The following is a 15309-nucleotide window of genomic DNA, read 5'->3' on the forward strand; positions in this document are numbered from 1 at the left end:
CGTAGATGGAGCGGTATATGGATGGAGCAATAGAGTGGCTGTCTGAAAAGGTCATCGCACGACTTTTTCCAGACAGCCTTTTCCATTTTCGCATTATGACGTTTTTTGATTCGTTATAGGTACCGTGGGTACGCCCCTTAGGGTGTCTTTTACCGGGCAGACACGTTCAACGTGTTCAATCAAAGCTTGGACGTTTTTTGGATCGGAAGGAGAGTCGATATCAATATGGTAACGAATTTCTAAGAATCCAGGCCGAACGTCCGCTTTCTCCATAAAGCCATCGGGATCTAAATCCCCTTCTACGTGTACTTGAACTCCTTTCAGTTCGACCCCGTGATGGCTGGCAAACAGAGAGACCAGTACATTGATGCAACCGCCTAGTGCAGCTAGGACCAGCTCTACGGGATTCGGTCCCTGATCGGTGCCTCCCAAGACTGGGGGTTCGTCAATGATGACTTGTTTGCCGTTAATGTCAGCCACCGAGCGTACTCCTTCGCCAGACCATTTGACATCAGAGGAAAAGGTAAGCTTAGGCATGAAAAAAACCTCCTGACAAAATAAGAATAATGGATAAATTAAGAATAATACATAAATTCCTATTTGACAAGTAAGAATTTAAAGAAAACGGAGGTGACGGAAAGAAGAATGGATGCGGTGATGATAGGATTGCCGCCTGGCGGAACTGTTTCGGGTTGATAAATTCTTATTGTGTACTTCTTATCGTAAAAAACTATGTTCTAAATAATCAAAAAAACAAATAGAAAAATTTTCAATAATGCGATAAAATAAAACTGCTCTGCCACATGATGAATCTAATCACAGGAGGGGAGAGACCGACCATGCGGGAAATGGCCCTCGGCCTTGCCGCTTCGTTCTTTTTTGCGATCACCGAACAAATCGAGACGGAAACCGGAACCGTCACTGTGCGCCGCCCAATTGAAAAACGGGCGCTTTTCATCTCCTTATTTATTTTGCTTGGCGTGTTATCCGCCCCGCTTCCAAACGGTTGGGCGCTCGTCGGCTTAACGATCATTGTCGTTGGGATTTGTTGGCATAGCTTCGAGGCTGCAAAGACGGTGAAACGGTCGTCGCCCTCCGTTCCGAAAACCCGGCACTCCTATCAGGTGGGAAAAGAACCATGAGGACGATCGTGTATTTGCTTTTGGCTTGTCATGTTGCTGTCATTTGCTGCTGGATAAGCGACTGGACTGTGCTCACGACCCAAATTGGCCTCGCTGTATGGGCTGGCGGGATGGTCACGAGCTTCATCATCCTTCGTTTTTGCCAAAACATTCAGCCAAAGCTGCGGTACATGTTAAAAACGATGACAGCGACGTCGGTGCTGCTTGCCGTCTGTTCATTGATCATCGAGTGGGCGGTGCGCTCGATGCCGTAGGAACACTTGGTCAGTCGTTGCGGCCGTCAGCGGCCCGGAAGGCTTCTGGAGCAATCCGACGGCCGACGGCATACATGATCGGTGCACCGACGGCCATGACGACCAACTCGCCGATAGCCGTCGTGAGCCACGTAAGCCAAAACGGAAGGCCGAGCGCCAGTTTCAATTCGAAGGCGATAATGGCCATTGTCACAGTAAATGACAGCGTATTGACGGCCATGCGCGCCCAAACATTTCGGACATACCGCATAGAGACGATCGTGATGAGCAGCGCCAACACCGACTGGCCAACGCCAAATACGAGATCATACGCGACGATCGGCGAGAAAAACCAGTTGGCGAAAAACACGCCAAGCACAATGCCGATGGCGTATGTTTTGCGGAACACGACCAAGTGATTCAATATTTCTGACACGCGAAACTGAATATTCGTAAAGCCAAACGGCTGAATGAGTGCCGTCACCGCGATATACACGGCGGCGATCAAGCCATTTGCCGCTATGATCCGAATGTTCATAACGTCCTCTCCTCGCATTGATGATAATATGATTGTAGCACGACAAACGAATGAACGAAAGGAAGTGAATCTCGTTGACCTTGACGGATCAACAAGCAACAAGCCGGCGGCGATCGGTTTGGGAAGTCGGAAAAACAGCGCTTCTCCTCGGTTTAACGTCATTTGGTGGTCCGGTCGCTCATCTCGGCTATTTTTACGAAGAGTACGTCAAACGAAAAAAATGGATTGATGAGAAAACGTATGCCGATTTGGTCGCTTTATGCCAATTCCTCCCTGGTCCGGCGAGCAGCCAAGTCGGCATCGGCATCGGGTTCATGCGTGCCGGCGTTTGGGGGGCGTTGGCAGCTTGGCTTGGTTTTACGCTGCCGTCGGCGGTCGCCCTCAGCCTGGTTGCTGTTTGGCTGCAACACAATTCTTGGGGTGACGCCGGCTGGATGCACGGCTTGCTGTTGGCGGCCGTGGCGGTCGTGGCGCAAGCCGTATGGGAGATGGCGCGCAAATTCGCTTCTGGCCGCCTCGAGGCAACGGTCGCCATCATAGCGGCGGCCGCCGTGCTTCTTGTGCCGGGCGCGTGGAGCCAAGTAGCCGTCATCGCCGCAGCGGGGGGCATTGGCGCTGTTGGATTGCGAAAAAACGTCGCACCTTCTTCGTCTTCGGCAGGCATCCCGCCTTCCATTCGTCGTTCCACCGGTTTGACGCTGCTTTCATTGTTTGCCGTGTTGCTTGTTGCGCTGCCGCTCATTCGCACTTGGATCCATTCACCGTTTTTGGCGCTGTTTGACAGCTTTTACCGCGCCGGGGCGCTCGTGTTTGGCGGCGGTCATGTGGTGTTGCCGCTCTTGGAGGCGGAAGTGGTGCCGCAAGGGTGGATAACCGCCAACCAGTTTTTAGCCGGCTACAGCGCCGCCCAAGCCGTCCCTGGGCCGCTGTTTACGTTTGCCGCGTATATTGGAATGGCGGCGTTGGGCTGGAAGGGAGCGCTAGTGGCTACCACAGCCATTTTTCTTCCATCCTTTTTACTCGTTCTTGGCGCGTTTCCGTTTTGGCACTGGCTTCGCCATCATCCACGCTTTCAAGCGGCGCTTGCTGGCATTAACGCCGCTGTGGTCGGGATTTTGCTTGCGGCGCTGTATGACCCGATCTGGACGAAAGCGGTGAAGGGACCGGCCGATTTGGCGTTTTCCCTTGGGGCTTTTCTTCTTCTTGTCGTGTGGAAGTGGCCAGCATGGGCGGTCGTCCTTGTTTCGTTCGTCGGCGGATGGCTGCGCGCTTGGCTCGGCTGATCGCCCTAAGCACCATGATGGCGGCTTTTCATTATCGTCCGAAAATGGACAACGACGTGTTTGGCTTTGCCGTTGCAATAGCCGGCAGATGCAAATAGATGCATAGATCGATCAACAGCAGCGCCAGCCAAGAGAAACGCTATGAGAAAATGGATGGTCACAATAGCAGGCGGGAGGTCAAACCAGACAACAAGGGCGCCGAGTGCGATCTGCGCCGCAAGCAAGCCAGCCGCCGCCGACCGTCGTGGCGAGCACGATGGCGTCGATCGTCAACCTCGTTTCCTTAATGGCCGGCGCCAGTGTATTAGTGATGAGCTTGATCAAATGGTTTTCGTTTGCATGGAAGCGATACCGAGGCGGCAGAAACAAAAGAGCGCCGGCATGGCGTAGGGCTGTGCGCTGAAAGGAAAGCTCGCCGCCTGATCCGCAGGCGTATATAGGCAAAAGGAGGGGGAGCCGATGAAGTGGGTATGGATGCTGCTCGCTCTAACGGCCGGGATGGCTGTCTCCGTACAGGCAGGAGTGAACGGCGGCCTCGGCAAGCGGGTTGGTGTGTTGGAAGGGGCGTTCGTGTCGTTTTTAATCGGAACGATCGTCTTATTTTTAGTGCAATTGTTTTTCGGAAAAGGAGAATTGCTGGCCATGTTTTCTGTGCCGAAATGGCAGCTGACGGGCGGCATTCTCGGCGCTTTTTATGTGTTTGTCATGGTGCTGATCGTTCCGAAAGTCGGCGTCGCCAACTCTCTGGCAGCCGTGATCGCCGGCCAGCTCGTCATGAGCTCGATCATTGATCACTTCGGGTTATTCGGGGGACAGCGCATTCCGTTTGACATGACGCGCCTCGCTGCTATAGCCTGTTTGTTTTTGGCGCTTTGGCTTTTTTTCCGCAAATGAACAACAGGACTGGCCAAGTTGGTTTAGTTTTCCGTGATCCGCTCATACTAACAGCAGCATCATCGACTTGAAAGAAAAGGAAGCGGATCAAAGTGAAACAGGCATGGCGCATTTATCATCCTGAACCGAGAAGACCCCCACTTCCACGCGTGAGCGTAAGTGGGGGAGGAATCGGGATTCGTCATCGATCTTCCTCTTGCCTGAACAAAACAGAAGGTGTAAAATGGATAGCAATAGAACACACGTTCCCTGATGTAGGAGAGAAGATCATGTATCAAGCCTATCGCTTTCGGCTGTATCCCACCCGAACACAAGAGGAGCTTATCAACCAAACGATCGGGTGCTGCCGGTTTGTGTACAACCACTTTTTGGCCGAGTGGAATCAGGCGTATGAAACCACGGGAAAAGGACTCGGTTACAACGAGTGTTCCAAACGATTGACAGCGTTGAAGAAAACCCTTCCGTGGCTGAAGGTTCCCGATTCGACCGCCTTGCAAAACGCGCTGCAGCAGTTGGCCGAGGCGTTTGACCGATTCTTTGATGGAACGGCGAACGCTCCCCGCTTCAAAAGCAAAAAACACCCGAATCCATCGTACACCGCTCAGTGCAACTACCCAAAGAAAGGACGCCCATCGATTGAAGCGGATGGCCATCGTTTGAAACTCCCGAAGCTTGGATGGGTAAAGTTTGCCAAAAGCCGTGCGGTGGAAGGCTGCATTCTCTCCGCCACCATTCGTCGCAACCGAACGGGGAAGTATTTCGTCTCCATCTTGGTGGAAACGGAAATCCCTCCATTACCGGCGACGGACAAGCAAGTGGGTGTCGATTTGGGATTGAAACATATCGTGGTGTTTTCCACAGGCGAAAAGATCGAACACCCCCAGTATTGGCGCCGGTATGAAGAAAAGCTCGCCTACTGGCAGCGGGTGATGGCCCGCCGGAAGCCGGGCGGTTCGAACTGGCAGAAAGCCCGTTTAAAAGTAGCCAAGCTTCATGAAAAAATCGCCAACTGCCGGAACGATTTCCTGCACAAATGGTCCACCCGCCTCATCTGCGAAAACCAAGTGGTGTGCGTGGAGGACTTGCGCGTCAAGAACATGCAGAAGAATCACAAGTTGGCCAAGGGCATTTCCGATTCCGCGTGGGGGCGCTTTCTCAACATGCTCTAAAGCGAAATGGTACGGGCGGACGGTGGTCCGTGTCGGGAGCACGTTCCCATCGAGCCAATGGTGCTCGTGCTGCGGGCATCGGCAGGTTGAGGTGAAATCGCTCGACATCCGCGAGTGGGTGTGCCCAAAATGCGAAGCCGAACACGATCGAGACGAGAACGCCGCCCGGAATATCCTGAATGAAGGGCTTCGTTTGCTGTCTTTGTAAGTAAGGCAGCTCAACCGTGGGACGCACGGGGATGGCTTGGTTCATAGCCTGCCGTGGGGCGGGTGTTCCCAAGAATCTCCCACCTCTAAGTATAAGCGTAGGTGGGAGAGCGTTCAAGTGAACGATTTGAAACATCTCACGACCAACTGGGCCGCAGCCATATTGGCTCTCGGTCTGATCGTTCTTCCATCGCTTTACGCTTGGATCAATGTAGAGGCTTCGATTGACCCTTATGCCCATACAGATGATTTACCGGTTGGGGTGGTGAACGAAGACCGCGGGGCGGAGTTGGCCGGTCACCGGTTTCACGCCGGCGATGAGATCGTCAAGGCCTTAAAAAACAACCACCAGTTCGCTTGTTGAAACAAGATCCACAGGCGAAAGGTGCATTTTTGGCCCACCCGGTTGACGTGCAAACGTTCCACCTTTTCCCGTTGCCGAACTATGGTTCGGGCATGAATCCATTTTACACGGTGCTGGCCATATGGGTAGGATGTTTGTTGCTTGTTTCCGTCTTGTCGACGGATCCTTCTTCGTTTTCGGAAGCGAATGAGCGGGAAAGATATGCCGGACGGCTGTTGACCTTTTGGACGCTGAATGCTTTGCAGGCGATGGTCGTGACAGCTGGAGCTGCTTTCATCTTGCCGAATATTTTCGTCCGTGAGCCGGGATGGTTCATGACGTTCGGCCTTTTGTGCGGTTTTGTCTTTATGACAGTGGTTTTTTCGCTTGTTTCCTTGTTCGGCAATGTGGGAAAAGCGATGGCGATTGTGTTGCTCGTCTTGCAAATTGCCGGAGCGGGAGGAACGTATCCCGTTGAGCTGATTCCTCCGTTCTTTCAGCAATTAAACCCTTGGCTGCCGTTTACCTATGCCATTGATGTAATGCGCGAGGCGGTCGGCGGGATCGTATGGGAAAATGTTGAGCATGATGTCAAGCGGCTTCTCTTGTTTGCCGTTGCCGCCCTTTTGGCCGGACTTTTGTTGAAAGGCTCATTAAACCCATGGATGCGCGTGCTGAAGGAAAAAGCTGTTCAAAGTGGTTTGTTTCATTGAAAATTTTCTGTTCTCTTTATGGAAGCATCTGTTACAATAGGGACGAGAGCGTTGCTTCATTCTCAATTGCCCCGTAGGATAGACGTCTCCCAAGCATTGTTCACTGCTGCTTTTGCGCGATGGGAGAGCGCTCGATGGCGGGGAAAAGGGGAGAGAATCATGTCGATCCGTCGACTGCTTGGTTTTGCGCTCATTTTTTTGGCGATTTCGATGTTTATCGAGCAAATGTGGTGGGTCGGGGGAATTTGTTTATTGATTGGAATTGGAATGACTGCGAAGAGTCCAATCGATCGAAAGTGGAGGAAAAAGAAGCATATATGGTAAACATCGAGAGTGATATGAATCAAACAAGGGTCAGACAGCATGATGTGCAGTTGATGAAAAAAGCAGAACAGTTTATCACGGTGAGCTATCGGGAGCTTGGAAAAAGTGAGCAAGAAATGAAGCGGCGGTTGAACGAAATCCGTTGGGAAGTGGAACAAACCGGCACATACAGCCATACGTACGAAGAGTTAAGCTATGGGGCTAAGATGGCTTGGCGTCATAGCAACCGTTGCATCGGCCGCTTGTTTTGGCAATCGCTCTATGTCATTGATGCGAGAGAGGCGGTTACCGTAGACGAGGTTTTTTCTTATCTATTCCATCATATTGAGTTTGCGACCAATGGTGGGAAAATCCGGCCGACGATCACGATCTTCCGTCCAAATGGGGAAGTGCGCATTTGGAATCATCAACTGATTCGTTATGCCGGTTATGAAACCGAAGAAGGGATCATCGGCGACTCATCCTCCCTCACTTTCACCCGCGCCTGTGAACAGCTTGGGTGGAAGGGGGAAAAAACGCCTTTTGACGTGTTGCCCTTGGTGATCCAGGTAGGCGGCCAGAAGCCTGTTTGGACACCGATCCCTAAAGAATTGGTGCTTGAGGTGCCAATTGAACATCCGGAGTTTCCGTGGTTTCGCGATCTGCAGTTAAAATGGTACGCGGTCCCGATTATTTCAGATATGTGTCTAGAAATTGGCGGCATTCGCTATATGGCAGCACCGTTTAACGGGTGGTACATGGGTACGGAGATTGGAGCCCGCAATTTTGCCGATGATTATCGCTACAACATGCTTCCGAAAGTGGCCTCTTGCATGGGGCTTGACACCAACTCCAACGCATCATTATGGAAAGACAAGGCGTTGGTCGAATTGAATATCGCTGTTTTGTATTCCTACAAAAAGGCGGGCGTCAGCATCGTTGACCATCATACCGCCGCGCGCCAATTTCAGTTGTTTGAACAGCAAGAGAAAGCAGCCGGCCGCCATGTCACCGGCGATTGGACATGGCTGATTCCGCCTCTTTCTCCGGCGACAACGCACATTTTTCACCGAACTTATGACAACACGACCATGTTGCCCAATTTTTTCTATCAGGACCGTCCATACGAACAACAAAGGGGAGAGGAACAATGACCGTCATCATCCGCATGCGCGATGTGTCATGGGCAAGAGGAGGGCGCATGATTTTGCGTGATATAAACTGGGAGGTGAAAGAAGGCGAGCAATGGGCGATTCTTGGCCTAAACGGCTCCGGGAAAACATCGCTTCTCAATATCGTCACCGGCTATCAGTACCCAACGCGCGGGGATGTTGAAGTATTGGGCTATCGGTTTGGACAGGCGAGCTTGTGGGAATTGCGCCGGCATATCGGGTTTGTGAGCAGCTCGCTTGATCAGTTTTATGATACCTTGCAAGCCGAAACAGTCGAAGATATTGTCATCAGCGGCAAGTTTGCAACGATTGGCCTGTACGATGCCGTCACTGAGGACGATCGGTCCAAAGCGCAATCGTTAATCGAGTCTTTCCGCCTCGAAGCTGTCCAAGAAAAGCGGTACGCAACGTTGTCACAAGGAGAAAAGCGAAAAACATTGATCGCCCGAGCGTTGATGGCGAATCCGAAGCTGCTCATTTTGGACGAGCCGACGGTCGGCCTTGACTTATTGGCCCGCGAAGAAATTTTAGCATTGATCGGACAGATCGTCACTCAGCCGTGCCATCTCTTATACGTCACCCATTATATCGAAGAAATCGTCGACTCCATTACCCATGTCTTGCTTTTGCAAGACGGGCGCATCCTTGCGGCTGGCCAAAAAGAGGAAGTGTTAACCGACGAGCGGCTTTCAGAAGCGTTTCGCCTTCCGATCCGCGTTCATTGGGAAGACGGCCGGCCGTGGGTGTCCGTCCATCGGTAGGGCGGCCGTTGGCAGCCGTTCCTAGGCCGACTGCCTCAACATACCGTGCACCCAAGAAGGTCAACCGCTATTTTTTGATAGACCGCATTGGTCCAGCCGAACCCTTTTTGCGAAGGGTAGCGGCCGATGGTGCGGATGCTCATGTCGACCACATTATATTTTTCATACATGTTGCCAGTTTCCAAATACACTTTGGTGCAAAGCCGAATCCATCGCCGGGCGATCTCTTGCGCTTCAAGGTCATAGCCGTAGTTTTGCAACCCTTTGATGACAATCCAGTGAAGCGGGGCCCAGCCGTTCGGAAAATCCCATTGAAATCCGGTTTGGACATTGGAGGCAGCCAATCCGCCGGGTTGAAGGAACAAAGGTAAATGCCGGACGACTTTCGCTGCTTGCTGTTTAGAGGCCGCCCGAGCCCATAACGGATAAAAAGCAGCCAACGAATAATAGCAGTGCTGCCGCCCGTTGAGGAAATGAAAATCAAAATACATGCCAAACGACTCGTTCCATAAATATTGATTCATCAAGTCTTTTCGCCGCTTAGCCGCCTGCTCCCATTGTTCCGCTTCGCCGTTTAAAGCTAAAAGGCGGGCAAACGCCGCTAAATCGGTTTCGTACTTATAAAGCAAAGCGTTGAGATCCACCGGAATGAAATAGCCGCATTGCCGGTGAAAACGGCCTGTATAGTCCCAACCGGACTCCGCCTCGACCCTTTCATGCCAAAACGCAGGCGGGATATACATTTCGTCAAAATGGAGATACGCCTCCCCCTTTACCCGCAGCATCGACTCAAGCCGATCGTAATATTTATTGAGGCCGATCTGGGGATGATAGTGAGTGGTTTCGTCCATCCAGACTTCTTTGTATTCGATTTTGGTCCATTCGTAAGCGGAGCGGAGCCACTCTTTGTCTCCGCGCCATACCTCCTCGATCATCGACGTCAATAACGGAGGCTGGGAACGGCTTAAGTGGGCCAGTTCGGAACTGTTTGGAATGATTCCAAACGTTTTCAACTCGTAAAAGAAGTTGTTGACGATGCTGCGGGCGAGTTCGTGCAGCCTTGAAATGTTCAGTCCCAATATAATGAAATAGCTGTCCCAGTAAAAGAGCTGCTGGTACACCCCGCCGGGAACGACGTATGGAAACGGAAGGGAAAACAGTTCTCCTTTGGAGTAAGGCGGGCTTGTTTTGACCAATTGTTCCCACCGTTGGTGAATGGAAGAAAACACATGCTCTACGGCTGGATCCGGGCAAATGACCGTGATGTCCGGAAGCTCAATCGGCAACGGCTGTCCCTCCATGGGAATGGTCTATATGGCTATGTATATGGCCAAAACGACCCGGTCATGCCGCCAATCGAGTGCACGGCGATGGCAGAGGAAGAAAACGGAAGCCGAGCAACAAGGGCCACCGAACAAGGACGCCCTTGTTGCCACTTTTTCAAAACGCGCGGTCAACCGGCGGAAAATCGATATCATCCGCCGTTTGGCGGCTGTCAGCTGGCGTGACTTCCATGACCGGCGGCCGACCGTTTTCAAAACCGCGGGCGATGTCGCGAATCGGGCTCATTTCATCGGGAACGCCAATTCCCGGGGTATAGCGCGGCAGGCTGGAAGTGGCGCCGCGTTCTTCCCAAGGCTCTCTCATGAATCAACACCTCCATATTCTCAGTATGGCCATTGATGGATGCCGTATAAATGGAAATCAAATCCTTTCCCGCCAATTTCTTTTGTGGAGCCCTGTCATCTGTTGTAGGCATACTATGGATGACAATATGGGCAACAGGAGGGAAGGAACTCAATGCAGTTCGGGAAAGATGCGATCGAAGCGATTTGGCGCCGCCAGTGCGGAGCGTGGGAGCGGAGCGATGCGGCATGTGTCCAATCATTTTTGGTGGAATGTTTACAGACCTGCGAGCGAGAAAGCCCACTCCTTGAGGGGTGGGATGAAAGCGAGCTGTTTTCTTATATGGAATGATTCTAAAAAAAACGGTATCCTGTAATCGTCACAAGGAGGTGAATCCATGCCCACGATCACACTAAGGCTGGAGCTGCACAAACCAACGAAAGTCAAACAAGACATGTATGAACGGATGACAGAAGTGAATACCGCGTTTGCGAATTGGCTGTTGAATCATCCCGAGCTGAATCAAGCGACGAGCAAACGATTTAAAGARTTTTCRTCGCAGCGGTTTCCTTCTGCCGTCGTGAATCAGACGATTCGAGAAGTGAAGTCYCAAAAGAAAAACCAGAAAACAAAGAAGTTYCGAACATTATGGTGTTGCTTTAACAAYCAAAACGTAAAGGTGGAAAAGAAAGGAGAGTTCTACACGGTTTCATTCCCCACACTGGAGAAGCGAATTGGCGTGCCTGTCGTCACGCGTTCCTATCAAGAAGCATGGCTGAATCGGCTTATCAATGGAACCGCCAAACAAGGGGCGGCCAAGCTCTACAAAAAGAGAAAGAAATGGTACTTCGCTATTGCGATCACAGTTGAAGTCCAACAACGGGAAGAAACCAAGGTAATGGGAATTGACCTAGGACTTCGCTATATTGCCGTTGCCAGCGTGGGAACGAAATCGTTGTTTTTCAAGGGCAGCCAATGCGCTTTCATTCGCCGACGATATGCGGCTTTGCGGCGAACGTTGGGCAAAGCCAAGAAGCTCCATATGATTCGCAAAATCGGCCGTAAAGAGTCCCGCTGGATGAAGGATCGAAACCACAAAATCAGCCGTCAAATTGTTCGTTTTGCCCTCGCCAACGGTGTTGGCGTGATTCGGATGGAAGAGTTGACGGGGATTCGAAAGCGGGAAACATCGGCCAAAGAAGCAGGACGAAGCCTTCATTCCTGGTCGTTTCATCAACTGCAAACGATGATTGCCTATAAAGCGGAAATGGCGGGCATTCGGGTGGAGTGGGTGAAGCCGACCTATACAAGCCAAACATGCCGATGCGGGCATCGAGAGAAAGCGAACCGAAACGGCATCCACTTCCAATGCAAAAAATGCGGATATACGATTCATGCCGACTTGAATGGCGCCATCAACATCGCCAAAGCGATTTCGGGCTTGAGCGCCTAGCGCACTGGTCACAGGTGCGCCGCCCATTGGGGTACATCTTAACCCGATGGGACGGGGTGATGACACACCCCTAAACTTGGGCGTTGTCCGAACCAGAAATGGATGAGGGCGCCAACGACCCAAGAATCCCACGCCCTTTAGGCGTGTGGAGTGTCAAGATTCGCTCGGCTATGTGAATACCGTCGAACGAATTCGCCGCATTGCTCAAGAAACCAATTCTAAAATTTGGTTCGGTCATGATGCGGAACAATTCAAGCAATTTCGTAAATCAACAGAAGGGTATTATGAATAAGGAAGGAAGGGAGAGAAAAACAATGACAGCAGCTCGCATCGTCTTTCCGCCGCTCAGCTATGTCGGCTGGGGGGCGCTTGAGCATTTGGTTCCGGAAGTGAAGCGGTTGGGAGCGAAACATATTTTAGTCATCACGGACCCGGCATTGGAGAAAATCGGTCTGGTCGAGCAAGTGACATCTCCGCTCCGGCAAGAAGGGTACAGCGTGCATGTGTATACGGATGTCGTGCCTGAGCCGCCGCTTGAGACGGGGGAGAAGGCGGTGGCGTTTGTCCGCGACGGAGAGTTTGATCTCGTCATCGGCGTCGGCGGCGGCAGCGCGATGGATTTGGCGAAACTGGCCGCTGTTTTGGCCGTGCATGAAGGTTCGGTCGCCGATTATTTAAACTTAACTGGAACGAGAACACTTGAGAAAAAAGGATTGCCGAAAATATTGATTCCGACGACATCAGGCACCGGGTCGGAGGTGACGAACATCTCCGTATTGTCCTTAGAAACGACGAAAGACGTCGTGACGCATGACTATTTGTTGGCGGATGTGGCGATCGTCGACCCGCAACTCACTGTTTCTGTTCCGCCGCGGGTGACGGCGGCGACGGGCATTGATGCGCTTACCCATGCGGTTGAAGCGTACGTGTCGGTCAACGCGAGCCCGACATCGGATGGGTTGGCCATCGCCGCCATGCGCCTGATTTCTCGCTCATTGCGCAAAGCGGTGGAAAACGGAACGGACAAACAGGCGCGCACCGATATGGCGAACGGCAGTTACCTGGCCGGTTTGGCGTTTTTCAACGCCGGGGTGGCCGGCGTGCATGCGCTCGCTTATCCGCTTGGCGGACAGTTTCATATCGCCCATGGCGAATCGAATGCCGTGCTCTTGCCATATGTGATGGGCTACATCCGCCAAAGCTGCACGAAACGAATGGCTGATATCTTAAACGCGCTCGGCGGCAACTCGAGCTTTTGGTCGGAGGAGGAAGCGTCTTACCGGTGCGTCGAGGAGCTCGAGCGCATCGTCGCCGATGTCGGCATTCCGAAGACGCTTGGCGGTTTTGGCATCCCGGAAAGCGCGCTAGAAAGCCTGACGAAAGACGCCACCCAGCAAAAACGGCTGCTCGCCCGCAGCCCGATGCCGCTTTTGGAATCCGACATCCGCGCGATTTATCAAGCAGCGTTTGCCGGGACGATCATGGAACCGAACAAAGGGTGAGAAAAAACAGGGGCTGCTTCAGGCTCCTGTTTTTTCTTTGTTGTTGGAAATAAGGGCAACTTCCGATGTCGGACACCGCGTTCATCCTCTTTTCCGCTCAAAGCGCAACGTTTCCCGTGTTTTCTTGATGGTGAAGCAGGAATTTCCACACCTTGGAGCGAACCAATATACATAAGTCGCCTAAATTCGACAAGATGGGAACGACGATGAGTCGGAATATTCGATAGCTGTTGAGGAGGAGAATTCATGTTTACTACTGTCATTACGCCGCGCGTGTCGGAGACGGACGGCGTCGGCCATATTAACAATACGACCGTGCCTGTTTGGTTTGAAGCGGGGCGGCATGAAATTTTTAAACTATTTACGCCTGACTTGTCATTCAAACGTTGGCGAATGGTGATCATCCGCATGGAAGTCGATTATGTCAACCAAATGTATTATGGGCAAGATGTGACCGTGTATACCGGTATTGAACGCATCGGCAACACAAGCCTTACGATTTATGAAGAAATTCATCAAAACGGTGTGGTCTGCGCGAAAGGGCGGGCGGTGTATGTCAATTTCAATTTTGACACCGGGCGGCCCGAGCCGATTCCGGATGACATTCGGGCGAAATTGCGCGAACATCTATGGCAGCCAGGCGAGTAGACGAAAGGGGGTGAATGTGTGAAGGAGTATCATCTGTGGGAGCAAGTGAAAACGAAGCTTGCGCAAAAGCTGTCTGGTCCGTCATTTGACACTTGGTTTGCTTCGACGTCCGCGACGGTGGATGAGGATTGGCTCATCATCGAATGCATGAACGAGATTCAATGTGAATGGCTGCAAACAAGATATGGCGAACTCATCAGTGAAACCGTACGCGAAGTGTTTGGCCGCGATATGCGCATCTTCGTCTCTGTCCATGGCGAGCGTCAGCGAATCGAAAAGCGGCTCGAACAGCGGCACGGCGTTCCAATGACCTTTCGCCAATATATGACCCAGCTTGAACAGCAAGTGGATGAGCTTGAGCGGCGCATTGACCACTATGCGCGAATCATTGATGAGCTGCTCGCGTCCCGCCCGATCCACTGATGATCCCCTATGAGCAACCTCCAACGAGAAGCGGCCTCCGCTCGATCATGCGAAGGCCGCTTTTTTGTGCGTATTTTTATGTAATAAAAAGTTACGCTATTATGATAAATCCGTTGAACGGCTGAAAACGCCGCATAAAGTGAAAATGGCCGTTTCCGCCTGCCCGCGCAACTGCGCAGAATCGGGCATTAAAGATGTGGGAATTGTCGGCGTAGAAGGAGGATGGGAGATTTATGTCGGCGGCAACGGCGGCACCCATTTGCGTGCAGCTGACTTGCTTTGCACGGTCAAGACGGAAGAAGAAGTGATCGAGATGACCGGCGCTTTTTTGCAATATTACCGCGAGTCCGCGCATTATTTGGAACGGACGTCCAAATGGGTCGAGCGCGTTGGGCTTGAGCATATCCGCGAAGTGTTGTTCGATGTGGAAACGCGCCGCGCGCTGCTCGAACGGCTTCACAAAGCTCTTTCGGCGACAAAAGATCCGTGGCGGGAAATCGTCGAAAACGAGAGACTGCAACAAATGTTGTTCCGCGATATCGGCGACAAAGAGCCGGTGCCGGTAGCGTCAAAAGTTCTATGAAAACTCCACACAGATCATCCCATTGAGCATCGTGGGGCATGCGGAGGGCCGGATTCGCCCTTGACCAACACCCGCCAAAGGTGCGGAAGAGTCATCAAGGGCGACGGGGACAAAAAAGAAGGCAATAAGAAAGCCGCCCTTGCCATGACCGAATTTTACCTTTGGCGGTGTTCGGTTGGTCAAGGGTTCGCTTCGCCGAATCCGGCAGGAGTTCTGTTCAACGGGCTCCGGAGGACAAAAAAGTCAGGCCGCCTCTTGTTGGAGAAACGCTTGTGCCATGGCGATCAGCTTCGTCCACCGGGCCGGCATATGCGGA

At 52.1% G+C, this 15309-nt stretch carries 18 protein-coding genes and 3 pseudogenes; 17 read left to right on the plus strand and 4 right to left on the minus strand.

Features of this window, described 5'->3' with window-relative positions:
- Positions 1 to 93: 93 nt before the first annotated feature.
- The gene (locus B1A75_RS15670; protein ID WP_074043738.1) at positions 94 to 537 is read right to left on the minus strand and encodes an OsmC family protein; all 444 of its coding nucleotides are present in this window, start codon (positions 535 to 537) and stop codon (positions 94 to 96) included.
- A gap of 302 nt (positions 538 to 839) precedes the next feature.
- Here B1A75_RS15670 and B1A75_RS20370 point away from each other — a divergent pair, with 302 nt between their 5' ends.
- Both B1A75_RS20370 and B1A75_RS15680 read left to right on the plus strand, forming a co-directional pair.
- On the plus strand, positions 840 to 1142 hold the full coding sequence (locus B1A75_RS20370; RefSeq protein WP_074043737.1) for a hypothetical protein: 303 nt from the start codon (positions 840 to 842) through the stop codon (positions 1140 to 1142).
- Positions 1139 to 1396: a hypothetical protein gene (locus B1A75_RS15680; protein ID WP_074043736.1), complete on the plus strand. Its 258-nt coding sequence runs from the start codon at positions 1139 to 1141 to the stop codon at positions 1394 to 1396. The genes B1A75_RS20370 and B1A75_RS15680 overlap by 4 nt, the downstream gene beginning before the upstream one ends.
- A 10-nt stretch (positions 1397 to 1406) precedes the next feature.
- Here the strand turns inward: B1A75_RS15680 and B1A75_RS15685 are convergent, their stop codons facing one another.
- A complete protein-coding gene (locus tag B1A75_RS15685; protein ID WP_074043735.1) occupies positions 1407 to 1913 on the minus strand; it encodes a QueT transporter family protein in 507 nt (168 codons plus the stop codon).
- Between the two features lie 74 nt (positions 1914 to 1987).
- On the opposite strand from B1A75_RS15685, the gene chrA reads away from it, so the two are divergent.
- From chrA to B1A75_RS15725, 8 genes and pseudogenes are all read left to right on the plus strand, one after another.
- Positions 1988 to 3196, plus strand: a complete 1209-nt coding sequence (chrA, locus tag B1A75_RS15690; protein WP_079936479.1) for a chromate efflux transporter — start codon at positions 1988 to 1990, stop codon at positions 3194 to 3196.
- Between the two features lie 202 nt (positions 3197 to 3398).
- Positions 3399 to 3599: an acyl-CoA carboxylase gene (locus B1A75_RS15700; protein WP_239691237.1), complete on the plus strand. Its 201-nt coding sequence runs from the start codon at positions 3399 to 3401 to the stop codon at positions 3597 to 3599.
- Positions 3600 to 3655: 56 nt separating this feature from the next.
- Positions 3656 to 4090, plus strand: coding sequence for a DMT family transporter (locus tag B1A75_RS15705; protein WP_074043731.1), 435 nt, complete (start codon positions 3656 to 3658; stop codon positions 4088 to 4090).
- 269 nt (positions 4091 to 4359) lie between these two features.
- A pseudogene (gene tnpB / locus B1A75_RS15710) lies at positions 4360 to 5467 on the plus strand (IS200/IS605 family element RNA-guided endonuclease TnpB).
- Positions 5468 to 5584: 117 nt separating this feature from the next.
- Positions 5585 to 5830 carry a YhgE/Pip domain-containing protein gene (locus B1A75_RS20375; protein WP_254866646.1) on the plus strand — a complete coding sequence of 82 codons (246 nt, stop codon included), beginning with the start codon at positions 5585 to 5587 and terminating at the stop codon, positions 5828 to 5830.
- Positions 5827 to 6522: a YhgE/Pip family protein gene (locus tag B1A75_RS15715; RefSeq protein ID WP_254866647.1), complete on the plus strand. Its 696-nt coding sequence runs from the start codon at positions 5827 to 5829 to the stop codon at positions 6520 to 6522. Before B1A75_RS20375 ends, B1A75_RS15715 begins: the two co-directional genes overlap by 4 nt.
- 317 nt (positions 6523 to 6839) lie before the next feature.
- Entirely contained in the window at positions 6840 to 7979 is a 1140-nt protein-coding gene (locus B1A75_RS15720) for a nitric oxide synthase oxygenase (RefSeq protein ID WP_371878469.1), read from the plus strand.
- A complete protein-coding gene (locus tag B1A75_RS15725) occupies positions 7976 to 8758 on the plus strand; it encodes an ABC transporter ATP-binding protein (RefSeq protein ID WP_011231172.1) in 783 nt (260 codons plus the stop codon). The genes B1A75_RS15720 and B1A75_RS15725 overlap by 4 nt, the downstream gene beginning before the upstream one ends.
- Positions 8759 to 8793: 35 nt before the next feature.
- On the opposite strand, the gene B1A75_RS15730 is transcribed toward B1A75_RS15725, so the two are convergent.
- Both B1A75_RS15730 and B1A75_RS15735 read right to left on the minus strand, forming a co-directional pair.
- A complete protein-coding gene (locus B1A75_RS15730; RefSeq protein ID WP_079936481.1) occupies positions 8794 to 10044 on the minus strand; it encodes a trehalase family glycosidase in 1251 nt (416 codons plus the stop codon).
- Positions 10045 to 10198: 154 nt separating this feature from the next.
- A complete protein-coding gene (locus B1A75_RS15735; protein WP_011231175.1) occupies positions 10199 to 10405 on the minus strand; it encodes a hypothetical protein in 207 nt (68 codons plus the stop codon).
- A 153-nt stretch (positions 10406 to 10558) separates the two neighbouring features.
- On the opposite strand from B1A75_RS15735, the gene B1A75_RS20015 reads away from it, so the two are divergent.
- From B1A75_RS20015 to B1A75_RS15760, 7 genes and pseudogenes are all read left to right on the plus strand, one after another.
- Positions 10559 to 10735 carry a hypothetical protein gene (locus B1A75_RS20015; protein WP_161496650.1) on the plus strand — a complete coding sequence of 59 codons (177 nt, stop codon included), beginning with the start codon at positions 10559 to 10561 and terminating at the stop codon, positions 10733 to 10735.
- Between the two features lie 46 nt (positions 10736 to 10781).
- Positions 10782 to 11837 (plus strand): RNA-guided endonuclease TnpB family protein, encoded by a 1056-nt coding sequence (locus B1A75_RS15740; protein WP_079936482.1) that lies wholly within the window; start codon positions 10782 to 10784, stop codon positions 11835 to 11837.
- 157 nt (positions 11838 to 11994) lie between these two features.
- Positions 11995 to 12129 (plus strand): annotated as a pseudogene (locus tag B1A75_RS20380) (N-acyl homoserine lactonase family protein); the annotation flags it as partial.
- A 22-nt stretch (positions 12130 to 12151) separates the two neighbouring features.
- Positions 12152 to 13339, plus strand: a complete 1188-nt coding sequence (locus B1A75_RS15745; RefSeq protein WP_079936483.1) for an iron-containing alcohol dehydrogenase — start codon at positions 12152 to 12154, stop codon at positions 13337 to 13339.
- A 246-nt stretch (positions 13340 to 13585) separates the two neighbouring features.
- The gene (locus tag B1A75_RS15750; protein ID WP_066232359.1) at positions 13586 to 13987 is read left to right on the plus strand and encodes an acyl-CoA thioesterase; all 402 of its coding nucleotides are present in this window, start codon (positions 13586 to 13588) and stop codon (positions 13985 to 13987) included.
- 18 nt (positions 13988 to 14005) lie between these two features.
- Positions 14006 to 14410, plus strand: coding sequence for a DnaA N-terminal domain-containing protein (locus B1A75_RS15755; protein WP_079936484.1), 405 nt, complete (start codon positions 14006 to 14008; stop codon positions 14408 to 14410).
- 103 nt (positions 14411 to 14513) lie between these two features.
- Positions 14514 to 14993: pseudogene (locus B1A75_RS15760) on the plus strand (nitrite reductase large subunit); the annotation flags it as partial.
- Positions 14994 to 15309: the final 316 nt, after the last annotated feature.

It is taken from the genome of Geobacillus sp. LEMMY01 (assembly GCF_002042905.1).
Taxonomy (GTDB): domain Bacteria; phylum Bacillota; class Bacilli; order Bacillales; family Anoxybacillaceae; genus Geobacillus; species Geobacillus proteiniphilus.